This window comes from Mesorhizobium sp. C395A (genome assembly GCF_030323205.1).
Classification (GTDB): domain Bacteria; phylum Pseudomonadota; class Alphaproteobacteria; order Rhizobiales; family Rhizobiaceae; genus Mesorhizobium.
This window is the reverse complement of the sequence record NZ_CP100473.1, coordinates 1,282,835-1,303,142: the sequence shown is the minus strand read 5'-3', so window position 1 is coordinate 1,303,142 and position 20,308 is coordinate 1,282,835. Positions and strand designations below refer to the sequence as shown.

Genomic DNA, 20,308 nt, shown 5'->3' with positions numbered 1-20,308 from the left:
CCTCCGCTCCTATTGGCACCCGGCCCGGATCTTGGAAACCGCGTCGGCGATCGCGTCGTGCAGGACCCAAACGTCGCCTGAATAACAAATGAAATCGAAGCCCTGTGCGTAGAACTCGTGTCCCTGGGCGACGTTGGGCACCAAGCGTCCAAGCGATTTGTTGTGCTTTTTGGCGGCGGCAACGATTTTGGCCATTGCAGCAGTGAAAGTGGGGTGGGCGAAGTCGCCAGGAATGCCGAGCGAGACGGACAGATCGAAATGTCCGACCCAAAGACAATCAACCCCGTCCAGTCCCGCGATGCCGTCAATGTTCTTGACGCCGTCGGCGGTCTCGATCAGGCAGATGAACGTGGAGCGCTTGTTGGCGGCCTCGAATTTATCAGCGACCGAGCCTGGGCGGTAGCGGTCATGAGCGATCTGCAGCGCCACGCCGCGGGCGCCGGCAGGGTGGTACTTCATGGAATTGATGATGTGCTGCGCCTGTTCGACGCTGCTCACCATCGGCGCGATCAGGCCTTCGGCGCCCATATCCATGGCGCGGGCAAGGAAGTGGTAGTCCTGCGATGGCACACGCACCATGACCGGCAGGTCAGCCGCCTCGAAATAGCGAATCGCACTCTTCAGCGTCTCCAAGCTAAATCCCGAATGCTCCATGTCGAAAAAGACGAAATCGCAGCCAGCGGACTTCAGGATGTGACCGATTCCCGGCGTGGCGAACTCGGCGACGAGCGTACCGAGCTTGACCCGCCTGTGAGATGCTAACGCCCTGAGACTTGGCTCTGACATGCACTTCCTCCCGTTCGCCCCAATGGGGCAATCCGCCTACGTTCTCTTCAATGCGTGGCCTCAAGAACGAGGTCGCAGGTCGTCACCAACTTGGTCACGACGAGCGGCGCGCTCCGCGTATTGAATTCGTCGAAATGAGCGGTGCGGCAATGGTCCTCGAATGCGGCCTCGCTATCGTAAATTTCATAGAGCAGGACCCGATCCGGTTCGCCACGCGCCTCCGTCACGTCAAAGCGGCGGCAGCCGGCCTCGGTGCGCATCGACGCGGTTGCATTGGCGTCGACAAGTTCTCGGAACCTGTCCCGGGCACCAGGCCTCAGGCGGAAATCGACCCAGACGACAAATCCGGTCATCACTTGGGCCTCGCAAGTTGCAGGTACCGCTTGGCCACATATTCGAGATGGCTGCGCATGGCCGTCTCTGACGCGTCTGGATCGCGCGCGGCCACGGCCTCGAAGATTTCGCGATGAGCCTGGTAAGCCTTGCGGTCTTGACCCTTGGCCAATGTGGTGCGACGCTGTTCGAGCAACCATTCAGCCAACGCCGCGTGAATAGCTGTAAAGATCCGATTGCGGGTGATTACCGCCAGCACGTAATGGAAGTCTACGTCCGTGCGCTCGAAGCGCGCCAGGTCGCCGATTGATTGACGGTTGAGTTCGAGCGCCTCCTTGAGGCTCTCAATGTCTTCCGGGGTAGCATGCACAGCGGCGTTGCGGGCAAGGCCGACCTCGAAAAACAACCGCGCGCTCTGGAAGTCGTGAACCCCTCCCGGCGCCGAAATCATGTGCCGAGCCGGCCCTGAAAGGGCGTCGATCACGAATTGAGGAGTGGGTCGAGTGACGCGGGCACGCTCCCCCGATTTTACCTCGACAAGGCCCATTTTGCTCAGATGCAGCAGCGCCTCACGGATGGAAGGCCGCCCTACCCCGAACTGCCGCATGAGTTCCCGTTCAGATGGGAGACGGTCGGCTTCGGCCAACTCTCCCTCTCGGATCATCCGCTCGAGGTGCGCTGCCACCTCGTCCGAAAGCTTCCGCTGTTTGATCAGAACTCCGATCATGTGGCATACCTGTTATACCAATCAGGTACGTTATGATCCCATAGCACCCCTTGTCAACGAGATCTAAGCATCCGGTGGCCGGGCCCTTAAAGCACTCCGTCGTTGTCGAGGCGTCCTTTGCGACGCCTTCAATGTCTTCACGAAGATTTCAGTAACTTGAGGGAGAGCGAGCACAATCTGCTCGGTGTTCCGATCGGGAACGGTCTTCGAACCCTGGGTCGGTGGTCAGTTTGAACCTGCGGTGTGGACCCCAGGAGTGCCACCGGGCCGTGTGCTGGCCGAGACCTACCCAACCGCCTGCTTATGAGCTGGGACATGAGCCCTCGATGGCAAGTAGACCTCGACCTGAGCAAGATCAGCGAATGGAAGCGGGTTCACAGCCGAGGCGGAAAACGCGAACTCTCGCTGCTGGACCCTTTTGGCAATACGCCTGCTCCATCTCGTAATCTTTTTCCCCGCCGCAATGTCGCAAAGGAAGGGATTGTCGGGTTAGTCCCCTCTACGCTCCAGAGCGCTCGTCACGTTGTGCTCATCCTTGTGCGGTTGGCGGCCGCCGCTTGAGGATGCGCATTTGAAACTGTCTCAAGATCATTTTAGTCCTGAGGGGCCTCAGGCGGGGGCGCTTGCCATTTAGTTATCGTCACCTGCGCATGTCGAACCCGTACTCGGCGCCAATCTACGCGCTGGCCAGTTTGCGACATGTGGTTTCGGCGATCCGCTTTCAGTGCGACGATCATGCTGGACGGCTGATATGAGGCGCGTTCCCGCCTGGCAGCTTAGGGGCAGCAAGCAGGACGTCGGCTTTCTTGCCTCGACCTGGCCTAAGCAGTCATTCAATTCGTGGCCTCAAGCAGCTCATCCACGCTCCTCCTGACGCGGCGTGCCATCCAGCCGATCTCGGGCTGATGTGCGTGGACGGCAGTCGTCCTTTGACCACCGCTTCTGGCGGCGCCGATTGGCGAGCCGCCTCGCCATCATTAGCTATGGAACGGAAAAGAAACCATTCAGCATCAGACTACCGCTTTTCGACGCACCTTTTCGAATATGTCGGAACGAGCGCTTGTCGCGCAGCCCACGATGCCCCCCATTGGTGAACCGGTTCCATGAAGAGTCTGACAATACGCCACCGCATCCTCGTCAGTTTCGCAGCCGTTCTGGTGGTCATGTCCGTGATAGCCCTCATCGCGTACGCCTGGTTTCTTCAGGCGGGGGAGGAGGCGACTGAGGTCGAGAAGGGCATCCTTCCGGACCTTTATCACAGTACCGAGATCATGACGGGCCAGATGGCGGCCCATAGTCTGCTTCAGGAATATGCCCTTCAGGACAACCCGTCAGACAGAAGCACGGTTGAAAACGCGATCACGACCAATCGCAACCAGGTGCAGCGGTCGATGGACGACTATGAGGCAACGATCGTCTCCGATATCGACAAGCAGAATTATGCAGCCGTCAAACAACTCGCCAACCAATTCCGTCTGGCTGAAACTGCTGTGCTGGAAACAAGCCGGGCTGCCTTGTCGAAAGGTGAAACTCCCAATGAAAGCCCAGCTATCAAGAACGAAGTAGAGCCGATCTTTGTAAAATTGCAGTCCGCTCTGCAGGCCATGGTTGAGGATCACAGAGGCGAGGCAAACAGCGCGACGCAGCGGATCAGCTCGATCGTCAGAACGGCCGAAGTCGGTTTGAGCGTTGGCTTGTTGATAGCCCTCGGGCTAGCCCTTCTTTTGGGTTACCAGCTGTTTCGCGCCATTACAGGTCCGCTCACCCGTTTGGTCGACGCGGTTCAATTGATGCGGCAAGGCGACTTCAGCGAACGGCTCGATCTGAGGCGCCGAGACGAATTCAGCGTGCTTGCCGACGGCTTCAACGCAATGGCGGACGATCTCACAACCCTCATTGGTCAGGTTCAAAGGTCCAGCATACAGGTCGGCACGTCGATAACTGAGATCGCCGCCACCTCCAAGCAACAGCAGGCAACTGCGACTGAAATCGCAGCGACCACAACAGAAATCCGAGCGACAGCCAAGGAAATCTCCGCCACATCAAACGAACTGGTCCGCACGATGAACGAGGTCTCCACAGTTGCCGAACAAACCGCTGCCGTGGCTGGCGGGGGGCAAGCGGGGCTGACCCGTATGGAAGAAACCATGCAGCAGGTCATGGAAGCGGCTGGCGCGATCAATTCCAAACTGGCGATCCTGAGCGAGAAAGCCGGCAGCATCAATCAGGTGGTGACGACCATCACCAAAGTGGCCGATCAGACGAACCTGTTGTCGCTCAACGCTTCCATCGAGGCGGAGAAGGCAGGCCAATATGGCCGGGGTTTTGCAGTGGTGGCGACGGAAATCCGAAGGCTCGCGGACCAGACAGCTGTCTCCACCTACGATATCGAGCAAATGGTCAAGGACATCCAGTCGGCAGTCGCGGCCGGGGTGATGGGCATGGACAAGTTTTCCGAGCAGGTCCGTCGGGGTATGCAGGACATCCAGCAGGTCGGCGGGCAACTCTTCGAGATCATTCAGCAGGTTCAGGGGCTGGTGCCACGTTTCGAAGTCGCCAATGAAGGCATGCAAGCACAGGCGACCGGCGCGGGGCAGATCAGCGACACGCTAACCCAGCTAAGCGAGGCAGCTCAGCAAACAGTCGAGTCCCTTCAGCAATCGACGCTCGCGATCGACGAGCTCAATCAAGTCTCAGGCGGCATGCGAAGTAGCATATCGAGGTTCAAGCTACGAGCATAGCGAGCCGGCAGTAGGAGGTGACAATGCTATTCCTCGCCTTCAGCATGGGTCCGGATCGCTACTTGATCGATGTCCACAAAATTGAAGAGGTGCTGCCCTATATCGACGTGAAAGTTCTTCCGGGTGCGCCAACTGGTGTGGTGGGTTTGGTCAGCTATAACGGAATACCCATCCCCCTGATCGATGTCACCCTTCTTGCGCTTGGCCGACCATCGGAGCGCCTGTTGAGCACCCGGATCGTTGTGACGCGCTATCCGGCGGATGATGGCGAGCGACGCCTGCTGGGGCTGATCGCGGAACGGGTGACGGATACGATCGAGCGAGACCCGGCCGATTTCGCGCCGTTCGGACTGGAACCAGGAACCCCGCCCTATCTTGGGCCGGTGGCTTCCGATGGTTTGGAGATCATTCAGTGGGTCAAAGTGGAAGCGCTGCTTTCGGAAGAGATTCGTACCGCTTTGCTCCGCCAGGCGGCAATAGGTGATCAATGACCGGAGCAATAGAAAAGCTCCTGACGGAAACCATTGGACTGGACAGTGCCAGCGTTGGTCCGACAGTGGTTCGTCAGGCGGTCAGAGAACGGATGGAAGCATGCCGGATAACCAACCCTCAGGCCTATAGGCAACACTTGGCCGGTTCCTCGCAGGAGCTGCAGGAGCTGATCAATGCGGTGGTGATCCCAGAGACCTGGTTCTTTCGCGACCGAGAAGCGTTCACGATGCTGGCGCGGCATGCGCGCGCGCACAAGCCTGCTCAGCCGATAAGAATCCTGAGCCTGCCATGTTCAACCGGCGAAGAGGCTTACTCGGTCGCCATGGCCATGTTCGATGCCGGCTTTGAGGCACATGAGTTCAAGATCGATGGCGTGGACGTCAGCAGCCGCAATATCGCGACGGCTGAACACGCCATCTATGGCCGCAATTCGTTTCGCGGCAGCCATTTAGAATTCAAGGATCGCTATTTCGAAGCGGCCGAGGGCGGGTTGCGGCCTGTTGCTGGGGTGCTGAAACAGGTTCGGTTCATGGTAGGAAACTTGTTCGGTTCTCACGCGCCTTTCGGGCAAGAGGTCTATGACATCCTGCTTTGCCGCAATTTGCTGATCTATTTCAATCGAGAGCTGCAGGATCGCGCATTGATCTGCCTGAAGGACCTGCTGGCCAAAGACGGACTTCTTCTGGTCGGTCCGGCGGAAGCAGCTCTTCCAAGGGTGCATGGCTTTCTTTCCGCTGAATGGCCATTGGCCTTCGCCTTTCTGAAATCGGAGCCCGTCAAGACCACGGCGCCGAAAGTTTCGGCCGCCGTCCCGGTGCGGACGCTAAGCCCTAAGGTCAACAAGAGCGAGCCTCTTCGTCCGTTCCGACCGACAATTGGCAATGAAGGCCGCGGGCAGGCTCCGGCCAAGCCGCTTGCACACGCCTCGGAAAGCCTCATCGCGGTTGAACGGATCGCCAATGCAGGACGCGTAAAGGAGGCACAGGAGGTCGCCCTGGCGCATCTCAGGGAGTTCGGTCCTTCCGCAGAAATCTTCTACCTGCTAGGCCTCGTCCAGGATGCGGATGGTTCTGCACCCGAAGCCGCGCAAAGTTATCGCAAGGCGCTCTATCTCGCGCCAAATCATCTAGAAGCTCTTGTCCATCTGGCTTTGCTGCTTAGCAAGCAAGGCGACCATAACGGCGCCGAGGCGCTGGCCGGCCGGCTGGGTCGGGTCCAGAAAAGGAGCGGCAGTTGATGGCGGCTTCGACAAGGATCGCTCAGCCGGTGGAGGAGATCGAAATCAACGACTGCTGGCGGCAAATAGGCGTACGGGGTGACAAGTCATGTCCGCTACTAGAGCAGCATCTCCACTGCCGCAATTGCCCGACCTACAAGAAGATCGCACGACGCCTCCTCGACCGTGCAGCTCCCTCGGCATCTCGCGACGAATGGCCTGACAACGCTGGTCGTGCAGGGATCGATTCGGCAGACAGCGACGCGCTGCAGACGGCCGTTCTCTTCCGTTTGGGGGAGGAATGGCTGGCACTTCCGGTCGGTATTTTTCATGAAGTGGCTGAATCTCGTCGCGTTCATTCACTTCCACATCGCAGGAACAGTGCACTGCTCGGCATTGCGAATGTCCGTGGTGAATTGCTCATTTGCCTGTCCCTGGCCGAATTGCTCGGGATAGACGAGCGCAAGGAAGGGGAACAAGGCACACGAACCAAGGTATTTCGCCGCCTTGTCGTGGTAGGCGAGCGCGACAAGCGGGTTGCTTTTATGGTTGATGAGATCCACGGCTTACATCGGTACCAGGAACGCGACACTCTCGCTGTTCCGGCCATGATTGGCAAGGCACTGTCTGCCGCTACGGTTGCCGTGCTGCTATGGCAAGGACGAGCCGTTGGCTGTCTCGATCCACGACAACTGCTCACGATGCTGGATCGGAGCATCGCATGACAGATGAAGACTTCAGCCAGGTTTCGATGCTCAGCCTCTTCCAGGCCGAACTGGAGACGCAGTCACGGGCTCTGACCTCTGGACTTCTGGCACTCGAACGCGATCCTATCGCCGCCGACGCCCTGGAAGCATGCATGCGTGCCGCGCATTCCCTGAAAGGAGCTGCCCGCATCATCGACCTGATGCCCGCAGTCAAAGTTGCAAATGCGATGGAAGACTGCCTGGTCGCAGCGCAACGCGGGCATCTGAGGGTGCGACGGGAGCATATAGACGCGCTTCTGCAAGGTTCTGACCTTTTGAAATTGATCGCATCGGGATCATCGAGCGAGAGCGCCAACTCAGAAGTCGAAACCTTTCTCGCGAAGTTCGAGGGGTTGTCCCTCCCCCAGGCAAAGCCCGGGCCCCAAGATTCTGCAGCTGATTTCGCAACTCCAGATCATGCCCAGGAGCAACTGGCGACGACCTCTTCAGCGAACCTCCTCGTTGGGGCGGTGCCGCAAGCCCACGGCAGCATCAGCTCTGATAGAATGGTTCGGGTGACGGCAGACAGCCTGAACCGATTGCTCGGGCTGGCTGGCGAGTCGCTGATGGAAGCTCGGCGGCTCAGGCCATTCGCTGACGGGCTGCTACGGCTGAAGCGACTTCAATCGGACCTCGCAAGTGCATTCGACAATCTTCATGCAGTGCTGCCGCCGGTTTCAAACGATGCGGCGGTGGTGGAGGCGCTGGCTGAAGCGCAGCGAAAGCTTCGGTTGAGCCAAGCGTTCCTGGCGGAGCGTTTCGATGAGTTGGATTCAGTGGATCGGAAAGCGACCGATCTTGCCAACAGATTGTACGACGAAACGTTGGCGAGCCGGATGCGGCCTTTTGAGGACGGCGTGCGACACTATGCGAGAATGATCCGCGACCTCGGTCGTACCCTTGGCAAGCGGGTGCGACTGGAGATCGTAGGCGGCTCGACCGGCATCGACCGCGATATCCTCGAGCAGCTCGATGCCCCTTTGGGGCACCTTCTGCGCAACGCTGTAGACCATGGGCTTGAACCGCCTGAGGAGCGCCTCGCGATGGGCAAACCCGAAGAGGGGCTCATCAGGCTCGAAGCGAGGCACAATGCCGGGCTGCTGCAGATAGCCGTGGTGGACGACGGCAGGGGGATAGAGCTCTCGAAGCTGCGCGAGACCGTCGTCGCCCGGCAACTTGCAACCAGGGAAAGTGCTGAAACACTCAGCGAAAGCGAATTGCTCGCATTTCTGTTTCTGCCAGGCTTTTCCATGAAAGCGGGCCTTACCGACGTCTCAGGTCGCGGTGTGGGGCTCGATGCAGTGCAAGCCATGACGAAGGAAGTCCGGGGAGTCGCAAGCGTCTCCTCAGAATTTGGCCACGGAACCCGATTTCAACTGCAATTGCCGCTGACATTGTCGGTCCTGCGCACGCTGCTCGTCGATGTCGATGGAGAGCCCTATGCTTTTCCACTCGCTGCCATTTCCAAGACTTTGAAACTGCAGCGGACGGAGATCAACGTCCTGCAGGGCCGGCCGCATTTTCGATTGAACGATCGACAGATCGGGCTGGTCACCGCTCGCGAGGTGCTCGATCGAGGTGAGCCCGGATCGGAACCGAACGAACTATCGGTCGTCGTCGTGGATGCGGGTCGGGGCGATGCGTACGGCCTGATCGTTGACCGTTTTCTCGGGGAACGCGAGTTAGTGATCAGACCTCTCGATCCACGGTTTGCCAAGATCAAGGACATCAGCGCAGCGGCCCTGATGGAAGACGGTTCGCCTGTTCTGATCTTCGACGTCGACGATCTGATCCGATCGGTGGAAAAGCTTGCATCGTCCAGCGGATTTCGAGCTCTTCGGCGCGCCGCGGGCGGTCCCGAAGCGAGCAGGCGCAAGCGCGTGCTCGTGATTGACGATTCACTGACGGTTCGCGAACTCCAGCGCAAGATGCTCGGCAATTACGGTTATGAGGTCGAAGTGGCGGTAGACGGCATGGACGGGTGGAATGCCGTCCGGTCTGGTCCTTTCGATCTCGTCGTCACCGACATCGACATGCCTCGCATGGATGGCATCGAGCTGGTGAGTTTGATCAGAAAGGACGCTGATCTCAAGAACACACCCATTATGATCGTTTCATACAAGGATCGGGAAGAAGATCGCGCGCGCGGGCTCGACGCAGGTGCGGACTATTATCTGACCAAGAGTAGTTTTCAGGACGAGGCGCTGATCCATGCCGTCGTGGACATGATTGGCGAGGCGGCTGAATGAGATCGAGATTGGAAGCCAACGAATGAGAATCGGCGTAGTTAACGACATGCCGATGGCGGTTGAACTTCTGCGTCGACTGGTTCTGTTGACCGGCGAACATCAGGTCGCGTGGATCGCGACTAATGGGCGTGAGGCGGTCGAGGTCTGCAGACGTGATCTGCCGGATCTGATACTCATGGATCTAGCGATGCCAGAGATGGACGGCGTGGAAGCGACCCGCAGAATCATGGCGGAAACCCCGTGCTCAATCTTGCTGGTGACCGCCAGTATCGAAGCCAACCTCGCCGGCGTCTACGAAGCAATGGGTCATGGCGCGCTTGACGCAGTCGATATTCCGTCAGTGGGCATCGAAGGCAACGCGTCCTCGCAATCCGCCCGGCTTTTGACGAACAAGATACGAACGATAGGCAAGTTGATCGGCGATGCGCCTACCCAGGCAAAAAGGCGGATGTCACGTGCGGCTGAGCCGTCAACTCGACACGTGATAGCAATCGGCGCCTCTGCGGGCGGGCCGGCTGCCGTTGCCGCAGTCCTGAGCGCGTTTCCCGTTGATTTTCGCGGCGCGATTGTGCTCGTCCAGCATCTCGATGCTCAGTTCGTTCCAGGCCTTGTTGATTGGCTAGGGCAGCATACGCGTCTCCCGATCCGTCCGGCGGGGGAAAGGGATAGTCCACAAGCGGGCACCGTTCTCGTTGCCAGTTCTGCGGATCATCTGGTTTTCAAGTCAGCTCAGCAACTTGGCTATACGCCCAGCCCCAAGGACAATGTTTATCGGCCGTCGGTAGATGTGTTCTTCGAAAGTGCGGCGCAATGGTGGCCTGGCTCGGTGATTGGTGTTCTGCTCACAGGCATGGGCAGGGATGGTGCGCGCGGGCTGAGACAGCTCCGTGACAAGGGACATCTCACAATCGCGCAGGATAGAGCAACCAGTGCCGTCTATGGCATGCCGAAGGCCGCCGCCGACATCGGCGCGGCTGTTGATATTCTTCCTTTGGGTGCGATCGGCTCACGTATAATCGAAGCCTGCGAGCGCTCCACGTGAAAGGCCCCTTCCGATGACGCAAGAACCAGAGTTGGTCCCGCCACTTGCAGATAACTATTCATCCATGGTTCTGCTCATCGATGATCAGATCATGGTTTGCGAGGCGGTCAGGCGCGCCCTAGCCAACGAGCCCGATATTTCCTTACACTTCTGCACCGACCCGTTGAGAGCGATGACGGTCGCGGATGAGGTAAAGCCAACCGTCATCCTGCAGGATCTCGTCATGCCCGGGGTGGATGGGCTACATCTGGTGCGAGAATACAGGAAGCATGCGTCGACACGCGCGGTTCCAGTCATTGTGCTGTCGAGCAAGGAAGATCCAGCCACCAAGGGCGAAGCCTTCGCTGCGGGCGCGAACGACTATCTCGTCAAACTGCCGGATCGTATCGAGTTGATTGCACGCATTCGATATCACACGCGGGCCTATCTGGATCACGTCCAGCGAGACTCGGCACACCGAGCGCTGAGGGAAAGCCAGCGACAGCTGATCAGTGCAAATCTAGAGCTTGAACGTCTGACGCGGATCGATGGCCTGACAGGTCTCGGTAACAGGCGCTATTTTGACGAATATCTGGCGGCTGAATGGAAACGCGCTTTTCGCGCACAGTCCCCACTGTCGCTGTTGATGATCGATGCCGATAACTTCAAACGATACAACGATACCTATGGCCATATGGCCGGCGACGATGTGCTGAAGCAAATCGCCCGCGTAATCCAGAGCGGTTCCGGCCGCTCCACCGATCTCGCTGCGCGGTACGGAGGCGAAGAGTTCGTCATCGTGCTGGTCGACACCATACTGGAACAATCCAGTGCGATCGCCGAGCGGCTCGTCCAGAGCGTGCGAGAGTTGAACATACCCCACGGCCCGGATCGCGTGACCATCAGCGTCGGCGTCGCAACAGCGGTGCCCACCGAGAACGAGACGCCAAACGATTTCGTCAATGCCGCCGATTTGGCTCTGTTTCGTGCCAAATCGGAAGGACGAAATCGTGTTGCGCTTCATATGTCCCGCAGCTAGAGAAGCTCACATCTCAGTCAACGAAGCGCGCCCTGTTCGATTTGAGGACGACCTTGGCGAAGTCGGGCATCTCGAGACCTTGCCGCACCAGGCCATCAAGAGTTTTCTCAGCCGCCCTGATGGCGGAGAGCCGGGCCAGCACAGTCTCAGCCTCCAGGCGAGGCACCACGGCGACACCGTCGCGGTCGCCGACCAGTATGTCTCCCGGCGAGATAGTCACTCCTCCCAGCACCACCGGGAATCCGACCGTGCCTGGACCATTTCGCGCAGGCGAATTCGCAATGACCCCGGCACAGTAAACCGGCAACCCGACCGCCTCGATCCCGACAACGTCGCGCACCAGACCGTCAGTGATGAAGCCGGCGACCCCCTTGTTGCGCGCCATGCCGAGCACGAGATCGCCAGTTACCGCGGTACCGGCAAAGCTGTCGGTGGCCGCGACGATGACATCGCCACTTGCTGCGGCATCCAGTGCTCCAAACAGGGCGAGGTTGTCGGCGGGACCGCAGTGACAGGTCACGGCGACGCCGACCATCGTCGCAGTAGCTGGCGACAGTGGCTTGATCGCATAATGCAAGGCGCCGCGTCCCCCCATCGCGTCTACGACCTGGCTAACCGGCACGCCCGCAAAAGCACTGATGATTTCTGCTGCGGGCCGTTCGAAACGGCGCTTGATGGTGAGCAGTGGTGGGTCTTCAATCATGTAGCGGCCCCATTCCCTGAACGAACGAAATACAGTCCGGCCCGAGGTCGCGCAGGCTCCGCGCGCCCATCAGTCCCATGACGCGGTCGATCTCCTTGCGGTAGAGTTCGAGCACGTGGCGTACCCCCTCCTCGCCGGCGACCGTGAGCCCCCACAACTGCGGCCGCCCGATCAGACAGCACGAGGCGCCGAGCGCCAGGGCCTTGACGACGTCAGAGCCTCGCCTGATGCCGCCGTCGATAAGCACTGGTACGCGGCCGGCGACAGCCGCGACAACCGCCGTCAACGCGTCCAGGGATGCGGCGGCGCCGTCAAGCTGACGTCCCCCATGATTGGATACGATGATGCCGTCGATTCCTCGGGCTACAGCCTCGGCGGCTTCGCTGGGATGCAGGACGCCTTTCAGCAACAACGGTCCGGACCAGACAGTGCGCAGCCAGTCGACATCGGCCCAGGAGAGTCCGGGATCGAGCATTGCGGCCATTCGGCCCGCCAATGCACCGACCGTCGCCGTATCTCCGGGGCGCGCGTAGTTGCCGAAAGTCAGTTTCGGGAGTCGGGTGCGCATACGAAGAAGCCACGCCGCCTTGGTGGCGGCCGCGAGGGTTCCGGCCACACCGAAGCGCGGCGGGATGGCAAAACCGTTGCGGATGTCGCGTTCACGGTTGCCAAGCATCTGGTTATCAATGGTGAGCACCAGCGCGTCGTAGCTTGAGGCACGCGCCCGATCCACCATTTCTCGGGTGAAGCCGCGATCGGTATAGACGAACACCTGCATCCACCGTGGGCTACTTCCGGTGGCTGCTATATCCTCCAGCGTGCAGACCGATCCGTGGCTGGCGCAGTAGAATGTCCCTGCGGCCGCTGCGGCTCGGGCGGCTGCGCGCTCGCCGTCGGGCCAGAACAGCCCAGCCAGGCCGGTTGGCGCGATGCCCAGCGGGATGGCAAGTTTCGCGCCGAAGAGGTCAAGGGAAAGGTCTCGCGTCGTTGCACCGTTGAGTGGTCGCGGCAGAATGGCAACCTCGTTGAAAGCTTGCTCGTTCCGGCGCAGCGTTCGCTCATCCTCGGCACCGCCATCGGCGAAGTCGAACACCGGGCGTGGCAAAGTCCGCCGCGCGGCGACGCGGACCGCGGCCACGCTGTACAGGCACTTCAACGCCGCCATCGAAGCAGACGATGCCGCACCGCCCGCACCGCGGTCATCGCCTGTGTTTGAGGCGGACGAGGAGCTACTCACGGTTGCTTTCCGCCGATGCGACCATGATGCGTCGGTCCACCGCCTCCCGGAACACGCACGCAGGAGAGTGTTCCCTCAAAGGAGGGATCGCTGCCGGTCGCCAGCACGCCGGCATTTGTCACCCAAAGCATCTCGCCCGAGAAGACGCAGTTGGTCGTTGCCTTGCCGCAGACGAAGAAACCCTCCGCTGTGCCGTTGGGCTTCAGAACGTGAATGCCGTTGGCGGCAATATCCGTGACATAAAGGCGGCCATCGGCTCCGACCTTCAGCCCGTCCGGGATCGGATTGGCCCCAGGCAAGCGGCCCAGGTCTTCGACGGAACCATCCGGACGCTGCCGCTTGACGCGCCCCGTATAGGACTCCCCCCAAATGATCGAGCCGTCGGCTTCGATCGCCACACCATTGGGGAAGGTCGGCTTGTCGAAACCGAGAGCAAGGTAAGCACTGCCATCGGGGTTGACGGCAAAAATGTAGCTTGGGTCCGGATTCCCCGGGTTGTATGTGCCGGGATCGCTGAAGATGAGCCGGCCGTCAGCAGCAAATACAAGATCGTTTGGCCCATTGAGCCGAATGCCCGCGACTTCGCTCAGCAGGATTTCCGGCTTTCCGCCTTCGGCAACCCGCTGGATCGATGGCGTCGTCATGTCCGCGGCCCGCCAAGGTCCGGTCGTGCCGCCGTTCTGGCAGACATAGAGCAGGTCATCCGATCCGAGAACGCAGGCGTTGGGCGCTCCGGCAACATACGCGAACTGGCGAGCACTTCCGTCGCGATCTATGGCCGTCAGCTGGCTGCGATAGCTTTCGACGATGACAATTCGGCCATCGGGCAGCACCGTCGGGCCCTCGGGCCAGCCAAGGCCGGTCGCGACAACCTCGACGGCCAGCTTTTCAACCTCGTTCATCGTGCGACCCCCAGAACGGCAGCCTAACAAGATTTGTCGGGTATAATCCAGCCTGGCGGTCTCCGGACCTGGCGACTCAAAGATAGCTTGGCTGACGTGCGCGTTGCTGGCCCCCCTAGGCCGCCCCCCCACCCCGGCGCCGGTGAACCCCGACGGGCGGAGGCCTATGGCTACAGCGCGAGCCGATCGGTGTCTACATAGCTCGGTAGCACTGGCTTGCTCCTCCAGGTTGGGTGGCAGGATTAGGTGCTGCTGAGGCCAGCGTGCAAGGAACAAGTGCAGGTGGAGAAGGTTGAATCTCAGTTCCTCTCCCTCTAACACTCACAAAGTCCAACAATTCTCTGCTCCGCTGCCAGGCGCTCTTGAGCCGAGCGTTTGCAGGGCGTGCGTGTGGCCAAAAGCTGGGGAGCGCCGCAGCGCCCAGGCGTGCAAATTGCTCTCTGAACGCCGATCCTTCTCCGAAGCTGGGGAGTAGCCCCAAAATCCAACACCAATATCATGCCTCAACGGCGGTTTTGCCACTGCCAGTTTTGCGGTTCGCTCGCCTGTCAAAAGGGACAGTCTTTCGGGTCACGATCCGGAGTGGGTTTGCCAAGGCTCCCGGAATCGAGGTGGCCCACTTTTGCGTCGGGGCTCCGCCACTCTTCAGATCAACAGCAACCAGCACCAATACGCACCAATCACCATTTGCACAGCGAACGCGGTGAACCTGAGACTGACCGCGAGTTGGCTGGTTGAGACGAGGTGGATCACCGACTGCACTATACGTGCGCCTAACATCGTGGAGGCCAAGGGATCCGTGACATCTGTCTTTGAAATGATGATCGCGACTCCGAGCAGACCTCCGAAGATTGGAAGCCCTTCAATGCAGTTGGCGTGGGCACGGGCTAACCTCCGCATAAACGGGGAGAGGGCTCCGTTATCTGGCGTAAAGCCGTTTGCCGGGACTTGCCCAGAGATCACCAGGTAGCTCCGGATAACTTCCATCACGATCAGCAGGGCCAGCGCCCACGAGATGAAGCCAGTCAATGCGTAAGCACTCGCCGACATGTGCCCTCCCCGTTGCTAGCAATCTAGGTCGTTGTAGCCGATCAACTAGTCTAATGCTATTCGACGAGGAGGGGCGGCCTGTAGTGGGGCCGAAACGGAATAGCAGCTTTTGGACGTTGTGCCCGGAATAGCTGCCGTTCAGCCAATCAGCAGGATTGACCGCTTTCGCCCTTTAGCGACCCTTCCGCGCCAGATCAGTCGATGCTTGAAGCTGCCATTCGCAGAGTGAAAGCGGCGTCGAGCATGGTCAGAAAGGCGCGCACGGCGGGGTTGGCGCGTCGGCTTGCCGGCCAGAGCACGGTGACATTGTTTCGCTCGACCGCGAACGTGGACAGCACTGGGACCAGTTCGCCGCGCTTCACATAGGGAGCCGCCATGAAGGAGGCGCCTATGCCTATCCCACCGCCGGCTGCCAGCATGATGAGCACGGCATCGCTGGCATCGGCGACCACACCGGAATTGGGCACGATCTCGATTTCACGGTCGCCAATCCGGAAGGGCCAGCGAAAGGCCTGGCCTGTGCTCTGATATCGAAGGTTGACGGTGTCGTGCCCTTCCAGGTGATCGGGATGGGTCGGTGTGCCGCGTTCCTCGAGATAGGCTGGCGAGGCGAAGCAGCAAAGCCGATGGGGTGCGATCTTGCGTGATAGTAGCCGGGTATCAGCCAGATCACCGATGCGTATGGCGACATCGATCCCTTCCTCGATCATGTCCACCATCTGGTCACCCAGCCTGAGATCGACGATCAGGTTCGGATGGAGCCGACGGAAAGCCGGTAAAGCCGGAGCGATCAGATGCAGTCCGATCGGCAGCGACGCGGCCACGCGCAACGTGCCCGATGGTTCGGAGCGCGCGGTCATTGCCGCCTGCTCTATTTCCTCCGCCTCGCGTAGCAGACGCAGCGCGCGCTCATGCAGGTCGCGCCCTTCGGGCGTGAAGGTGAGCGAGCGCGTTGTACGGGTAAACAGCGACACTCCTAAATGCCGCTCGAGCCGCTGGACGCTCTTGCTGACCGCCGAAGGGGAAATCGACAGCGCGCGCGCCGCTGCCGTGTAGCTGCCCAGCGATCCCGCACGCGCGAAGGCGATGATGCCAGTGAGCCGATCCAAAGTGATATGTTCCGCCATGGCATTACTTAACCGCCATCGGCACCGATTATCAACCGGCGGTCATGCCGCTAGATTCGCTCCAATGACATGGATGAGCGGAGATTTCACCAATGAGCGATAAGATGAAGGCAGTCCGTCTGCACGCATTCGGTGGTCCCGAGATGCTGGTGTACGAAGACGCGCCTAGGCCGGGTGTGAAGCCCGGCGAGGTGCTTGTCCGAGTCCAGGCGGCCGGGCTTAATCCGCCCGACTGGTATCTGCGGGATGGCTATCGCGCACTGCCGCCAGAATGGCGACCCAACGCGTCCTTCCCACTGATTCTCGGCACGGACGTGTCGGGCGTCATTGAAGCGGTTGGCGCTGACGTCGCTGAGTTCAGCATCGGTGACGAGGTCTACGCAATGGTTCGCTTCCCCGATAACTTGATGACGGGTAGCAATGCCTACGCGCATTATGTCAGTGTGCCGGCATCGCATGTTGCATTGAAACCAGCCGGCATCGACCATATTCATGCGGCTGGTGCGCCGATGTCGCTTCTGACGGCATGGCAGTTCTTGATCGAACTTGGCCACGACGAGCCGAATCCGTTCCAGCCCTTACCGCATGAGCCGGTGCCCCTCGACGGCAAGACGGTGCTCATCAATGGTGCCGGAGGCGGTGTCGGGCATCTGGCCGTCCAGTTGGCGAAATGGCGGGGCGCGCGCGTCATCGCGGTGACATCGGCCAAGAACGAGGCGCTGATGCGCGATCTCGGCGTGGATCAATTCATCGACTACAAGACAACCGCGGCGGAAGATGTCGTTCGAGACGTCGACCTTGTCCTCGACGCGGTGGGCGGCGCGGACATGGAGCGCTTCTTCCATGTTCTGAAGCCGGGCGGCGCGCTGTTCCTGGTCAACCCACTGGGCTTCGCTGGTCACGAAGAGACAGAGAGGCTGGGGATCACGGTCTCATCCACACAGGTTCGATCCAATGGCGCGCAGTTGGCAAAAGCCGCCCGCCTGCTCGACGACGGCCTTGTGCGTGTCGTCATCGACAGCACATTCCCGCTGGCCGAGGCATCGCGCGCACATGAGCGCGCCGCCGACGGCAGTATTCAAGGCAAGATCGTGCTGGCCGTCTGAATTGTTGCTTTCAGTCCGACCGACCATCGGGAGTGCAGACGATCGGGCGCGATTACGCCGTTTAGCCGACGAAGACCACCGACCGACGTCCGGCTGAATCGTGCTCGACTACAAGTGCCGCGATGGCTGCCGCGATCTTCGCGCCGCCTTGCACTGACGGTTCGATAGGATTGGCGAAGTCCGCGTCCTCATTCGATACCAAGCGCAGGTCGACGAGCGGCAAACCGCGCGAGAACGCCGCCCGGGTGATGACGTCGTTGAGGACCGTCAGGGCAGTTGCGGCAAGTCTACGACGCTGTGGGTCGGGAAAGCGCGCCTCGTAGATCGTGCAGACAGCGGTGGGTAGGTTTTGGCCCAGCGCCCCCTCGAGCATCGTACAGTAGTCATGCTCGAATTCCTCCCGGATATCGCTGATCCTGTCCAGAACCTCGGCCACCGAACAGGCCCCCTGCTCCAGAATCCCTGCATGACGAAGAGCATCATTGCCACCGACGCTGACGACAAGATGGCTAGCATCCTGGGGAGCCGTTCAAGCTGCCGCTCGACGCCGCTTGTGACGGCGCCGTCGACGGCGTTTAGCGTTGCACGCCACCCCTCCGGCAAGCGCTCCCGCAGCTGCCGCACTACGTCGGGCCCGCGCGCGACATAGGCAGCGTTGTCAAAGATCGAATCCCCGAGAAGGACGACGTGTGGCATCGGATGCTCCGTTGAGGCCTCTGCCAATGCTGCATCAGCAGAGGAGGTAAGGTGGTGGGTTGTGACCGCGGCAGCGAGCACGGTCAGGAGATCACGGCGAGTCAGGCCACCTGCAGAACGGAACGGCATCTCAGCCGTCCAGGAACGCCAGAAGCGCGGCATTCACCGCGCTGGCCTCTTCGCGCTGTACCCAATGCGTCGCCTTCTCGAACGTCTGCAGGCCCCGATCGTTGCAAAGGGCCAGACTGCGCTCGGCCAGGCCATATTCCAGAGCTTGGTCCTGCATCCCCCACAGTACAAGGGTCGGCGTCGTGATCCTCCTTCAGGCTTGGGCGGAAGCGCAGCGCCCGATACCAGTTGAGCATGCCTGTCAGCGCCCCCGGCCGTTCCCAGGCCTGCCGATACTCTGCGATTTCCTCCGCCGTGAAGGCATCTGTTCGGCTGGATTTGATGAGCGCCCGTGCCAGCAGAGCCGAGCGCCCCGCCCCCAGAAAAGCCTCCGGCAGCAAGGGGAACTGGAAGAAAGGCCGCATAGCTGCTCCGCAGGAACTGGGTCGGAGATCGCAAGGAATGGGCAAGCAGCACCTCGGGATGGGGCGCGTTCAGGATGACGAGCCTTTCCAGGCGGTGCGGCAGCTTTGCGCCTGCCGCCCAGGCGACGATACCGCCCCAGTCATGACCGAGGAGGTGAAACCTTCCGATGCCGAGCGCGTCGGCGATGGCAACGACATCGCCGACGAGCTTCGGGAGCGTGTATTCACGGATGGCTTTCGGCTTGTCACTGGTGTTGTAGCCCCTCTGGTCGGGAACGATGACCCGGAATCCGGCGGAAGCGAGCGCATCGATCTGCCGTCTCCAGCCGATCCAGAAGTCGCCGGGAGCAGTCTGTCCCGGTCCAGCCGCTAGGCTGGCAGCAGCGGATGCGTCGATCAAAGTTAATATCTCGCGGAGTTGACGAGGAGTTCTGATAAGCAAGTTTCAATTTCGCGCTTTTTCCCGCAAATTCGAGAGCGTGAGGAATTGAAACCATTCGTTGATTAATCAGGCGTTTTCGCCGGCCTGTCACGCCGGAGGTCGCGGGTTCGAGCCCCGTCACTCGCGCCATTTCTCCTCAGGAGAAATGTGACATAATCGTCTAGAACATGGTCTTTCATGTGGAAATTCAGATCCGGTCGGATCTGAATTCGGTCTCTCCCGCAACGACGTCACCCCTTGGCCAGCAGCGCCTCGACCTCCTGCAGCGTCGGCATGGAGGGCGCCGTACCCGGCCTTGTCACCGAAATGCCGGCGACGGCGCAGGCGAAGCGGACGGCTTGCAGCGGCTCCACGCCTTTGGCGAGTGCGGCGGCCAGGCCGCCATTGAAGGCATCGCCCGCGCCGGTGGTTTCGACCACCGGACCGGCACTGACCACGGGAACATGGTCGGACCGAGCGGCCGTGTGCAGCAGCGCGCCTTTTTCGCCGAGCGTGATGATGACCGAGCCGACGCCCTTTTTGAGCAGGCTGTCGGCGGCGCGGCGAGCCTCGTCGATCGAAGAAACCTTGATGCCGGTCAGCTCTTCGGCCTCGGTCTCGTTGGGGGTGACATAGTCGCAAAGCGTATAGATGCGGTCCGGCAGCTTGGCCGCCGGCGCCGGATTGAGGATGGTGGTCACCCCTGCACCGCGCGCGATTTCGAGTGCGCGCAGTGCCGCGTCGATCGGCTGCTCGAGCTGGGTGACGAAGACGCCGGCGCCGCCGATCAGGCCGGCGTTGGCCTCGATGTCTTCAGGCGAGATCAGCATCGCCGCACCCGGGCTGACGATGATGGCGTTGTTGCCGGTTGTCTCCTCGATGAAGATATAGGCCGCGCCGGTATAGCTTTGCGGCGTCTCGATGACGGCGGATTTGACGCTCGCCTCTGCCCAGGTCGCCTTGGCCATGTCGGCGAAAGCATCGACGCCAAGCCGGGTCAGGAAGGTGACGTCCGCGCCGAGCTTGCCTGCCGCCACCGCCTGGTTCGAGCCCTTGCCGCCCGGTCCCAGCTTGAAGGAATTACCAAGAATGGTTTCACCCATGCGCGGCTGTCGATCGGCGCGGTAGGCGGTGTCGGCGACGAAAACGCCCAGAATGACGACAGGTTTGCCCGACGCCATAG

19 protein-coding genes and 1 pseudogene are annotated in these 20,308 nt (G+C 60.5%); 8 read left to right on the top strand and 12 right to left on the bottom strand.

Features of this window, described 5'->3' with window-relative positions:
* Window positions 1–9: 9 nt before the first annotated feature.
* Genes NLY37_RS06415 through nanR form a run of 3 tightly spaced genes read right to left on the bottom strand, consistent with a single transcriptional unit; the run spans window position 10 to window position 1,846 of the window.
* Entirely contained in the window at window positions 10–786 is a 777-nt protein-coding gene (locus NLY37_RS06415; protein ID WP_023726880.1) for an HpcH/HpaI aldolase family protein, read from the bottom strand.
* Window positions 787–833: 47 nt separating this feature from the next.
* Window positions 834–1,139 carry a putative quinol monooxygenase gene (locus tag NLY37_RS06410; protein ID WP_023742807.1) on the bottom strand — a complete coding sequence of 102 codons (306 nt, stop codon included), beginning with the start codon at window positions 1,137–1,139 and terminating at the stop codon, window positions 834–836.
* Window positions 1,139–1,846 (bottom strand): transcriptional regulator NanR, encoded by a 708-nt coding sequence (gene nanR, locus NLY37_RS06405; RefSeq protein ID WP_023742808.1) that lies wholly within the window; start codon window positions 1,844–1,846, stop codon window positions 1,139–1,141. Before nanR ends, NLY37_RS06410 begins: the two co-directional genes overlap by 1 nt.
* Before the next feature lie 1,103 nt (window positions 1,847–2,949).
* Between nanR and NLY37_RS06400 the strand changes: the two genes are divergently transcribed.
* The 7 genes from NLY37_RS06400 to NLY37_RS06370 all read left to right on the top strand — a co-directional run bounded on the left by NLY37_RS06400 (window position 2,950) and on the right by NLY37_RS06370 (window position 11,350).
* Window positions 2,950–4,587: a methyl-accepting chemotaxis protein gene (locus tag NLY37_RS06400; protein WP_023689447.1), complete on the top strand. Its 1,638-nt coding sequence runs from the start codon at window positions 2,950–2,952 to the stop codon at window positions 4,585–4,587.
* Between the two features lie 23 nt (window positions 4,588–4,610).
* On the top strand, window positions 4,611–5,078 hold the full coding sequence (locus tag NLY37_RS06395; protein ID WP_023700505.1) for a chemotaxis protein CheW: 468 nt from the start codon (window positions 4,611–4,613) through the stop codon (window positions 5,076–5,078).
* Complete coding sequence (locus NLY37_RS06390) at window positions 5,075–6,316, top strand: CheR family methyltransferase (RefSeq protein WP_023742809.1); 1,242 nt, start codon at window positions 5,075–5,077, stop codon at window positions 6,314–6,316. Before NLY37_RS06395 ends, NLY37_RS06390 begins: the two co-directional genes overlap by 4 nt.
* The gene (locus NLY37_RS06385; protein WP_084559018.1) at window positions 6,316–7,020 is read left to right on the top strand and encodes a chemotaxis protein CheW; all 705 of its coding nucleotides are present in this window, start codon (window positions 6,316–6,318) and stop codon (window positions 7,018–7,020) included. Before NLY37_RS06390 ends, NLY37_RS06385 begins: the two co-directional genes overlap by 1 nt.
* Window positions 7,017–9,290, top strand: a complete 2,274-nt coding sequence (locus NLY37_RS06380) for a hybrid sensor histidine kinase/response regulator (protein WP_023742810.1) — start codon at window positions 7,017–7,019, stop codon at window positions 9,288–9,290. Before NLY37_RS06385 ends, NLY37_RS06380 begins: the two co-directional genes overlap by 4 nt.
* A 22-nt stretch (window positions 9,291–9,312) precedes the next feature.
* A complete protein-coding gene (locus tag NLY37_RS06375) occupies window positions 9,313–10,332 on the top strand; it encodes a chemotaxis response regulator protein-glutamate methylesterase (protein ID WP_023682287.1) in 1,020 nt (339 codons plus the stop codon).
* Window positions 10,333–10,396: 64 nt separating this feature from the next.
* Window positions 10,397–11,350: a response regulator gene (locus tag NLY37_RS06370; RefSeq protein WP_023669440.1), complete on the top strand. Its 954-nt coding sequence runs from the start codon at window positions 10,397–10,399 to the stop codon at window positions 11,348–11,350.
* A gap of 13 nt (window positions 11,351–11,363) precedes the next feature.
* On the opposite strand, the gene NLY37_RS06365 is transcribed toward NLY37_RS06370, so the two are convergent.
* From NLY37_RS06365 to NLY37_RS06345, 5 genes are all read right to left on the bottom strand, one after another.
* Complete coding sequence (locus NLY37_RS06365) at window positions 11,364–12,053, bottom strand: RraA family protein (RefSeq protein WP_023682289.1); 690 nt, start codon at window positions 12,051–12,053, stop codon at window positions 11,364–11,366.
* Entirely contained in the window at window positions 12,046–13,218 is a 1,173-nt protein-coding gene (locus NLY37_RS06360; RefSeq protein ID WP_031246463.1) for an alpha-hydroxy acid oxidase, read from the bottom strand. The genes NLY37_RS06365 and NLY37_RS06360 overlap by 8 nt, the downstream gene beginning before the upstream one ends.
* Window positions 13,219–13,286: 68 nt before the next feature.
* A complete protein-coding gene (locus NLY37_RS06355; protein WP_023693321.1) occupies window positions 13,287–14,192 on the bottom strand; it encodes an SMP-30/gluconolactonase/LRE family protein in 906 nt (301 codons plus the stop codon).
* Window positions 14,193–14,837: 645 nt separating this feature from the next.
* A complete protein-coding gene (locus tag NLY37_RS06350) occupies window positions 14,838–15,242 on the bottom strand; it encodes an MAPEG family protein (RefSeq protein WP_023682292.1) in 405 nt (134 codons plus the stop codon).
* A 194-nt stretch (window positions 15,243–15,436) separates the two neighbouring features.
* Window positions 15,437–16,369: a LysR family transcriptional regulator gene (locus NLY37_RS06345; RefSeq protein WP_023742812.1), complete on the bottom strand. Its 933-nt coding sequence runs from the start codon at window positions 16,367–16,369 to the stop codon at window positions 15,437–15,439.
* 92 nt (window positions 16,370–16,461) lie between these two features.
* Here NLY37_RS06345 and NLY37_RS06340 point away from each other — a divergent pair, with 92 nt between their 5' ends.
* A complete protein-coding gene (locus NLY37_RS06340) occupies window positions 16,462–17,475 on the top strand; it encodes an NADP-dependent oxidoreductase (RefSeq protein ID WP_023700514.1) in 1,014 nt (337 codons plus the stop codon).
* Between the two features lie 61 nt (window positions 17,476–17,536).
* On the opposite strand, the gene NLY37_RS06335 is transcribed toward NLY37_RS06340, so the two are convergent.
* The 4 genes and pseudogenes from NLY37_RS06335 to rbsK all read right to left on the bottom strand — a co-directional run bounded on the left by NLY37_RS06335 (window position 17,537) and on the right by rbsK (window position 20,306).
* Window positions 17,537–17,911: a hypothetical protein gene (locus NLY37_RS06335; RefSeq protein WP_245270996.1), complete on the bottom strand. Its 375-nt coding sequence runs from the start codon at window positions 17,909–17,911 to the stop codon at window positions 17,537–17,539.
* 390 nt (window positions 17,912–18,301) lie between these two features.
* Window positions 18,302–18,457 carry an alpha/beta fold hydrolase family protein gene (locus tag NLY37_RS06330; protein ID WP_023742813.1) on the bottom strand — a complete coding sequence of 52 codons (156 nt, stop codon included), beginning with the start codon at window positions 18,455–18,457 and terminating at the stop codon, window positions 18,302–18,304.
* A gap of 278 nt (window positions 18,458–18,735) precedes the next feature.
* Window positions 18,736–19,104 (bottom strand): annotated as a pseudogene (locus NLY37_RS30745) (alpha/beta fold hydrolase); the annotation flags it as partial.
* Window positions 19,105–19,376: 272 nt separating this feature from the next.
* Complete coding sequence (gene rbsK, locus NLY37_RS06320; protein ID WP_023742815.1) at window positions 19,377–20,306, bottom strand: ribokinase; 930 nt, start codon at window positions 20,304–20,306, stop codon at window positions 19,377–19,379.
* Between the last annotated feature and the right edge of the window lie 2 nt (window positions 20,307–20,308).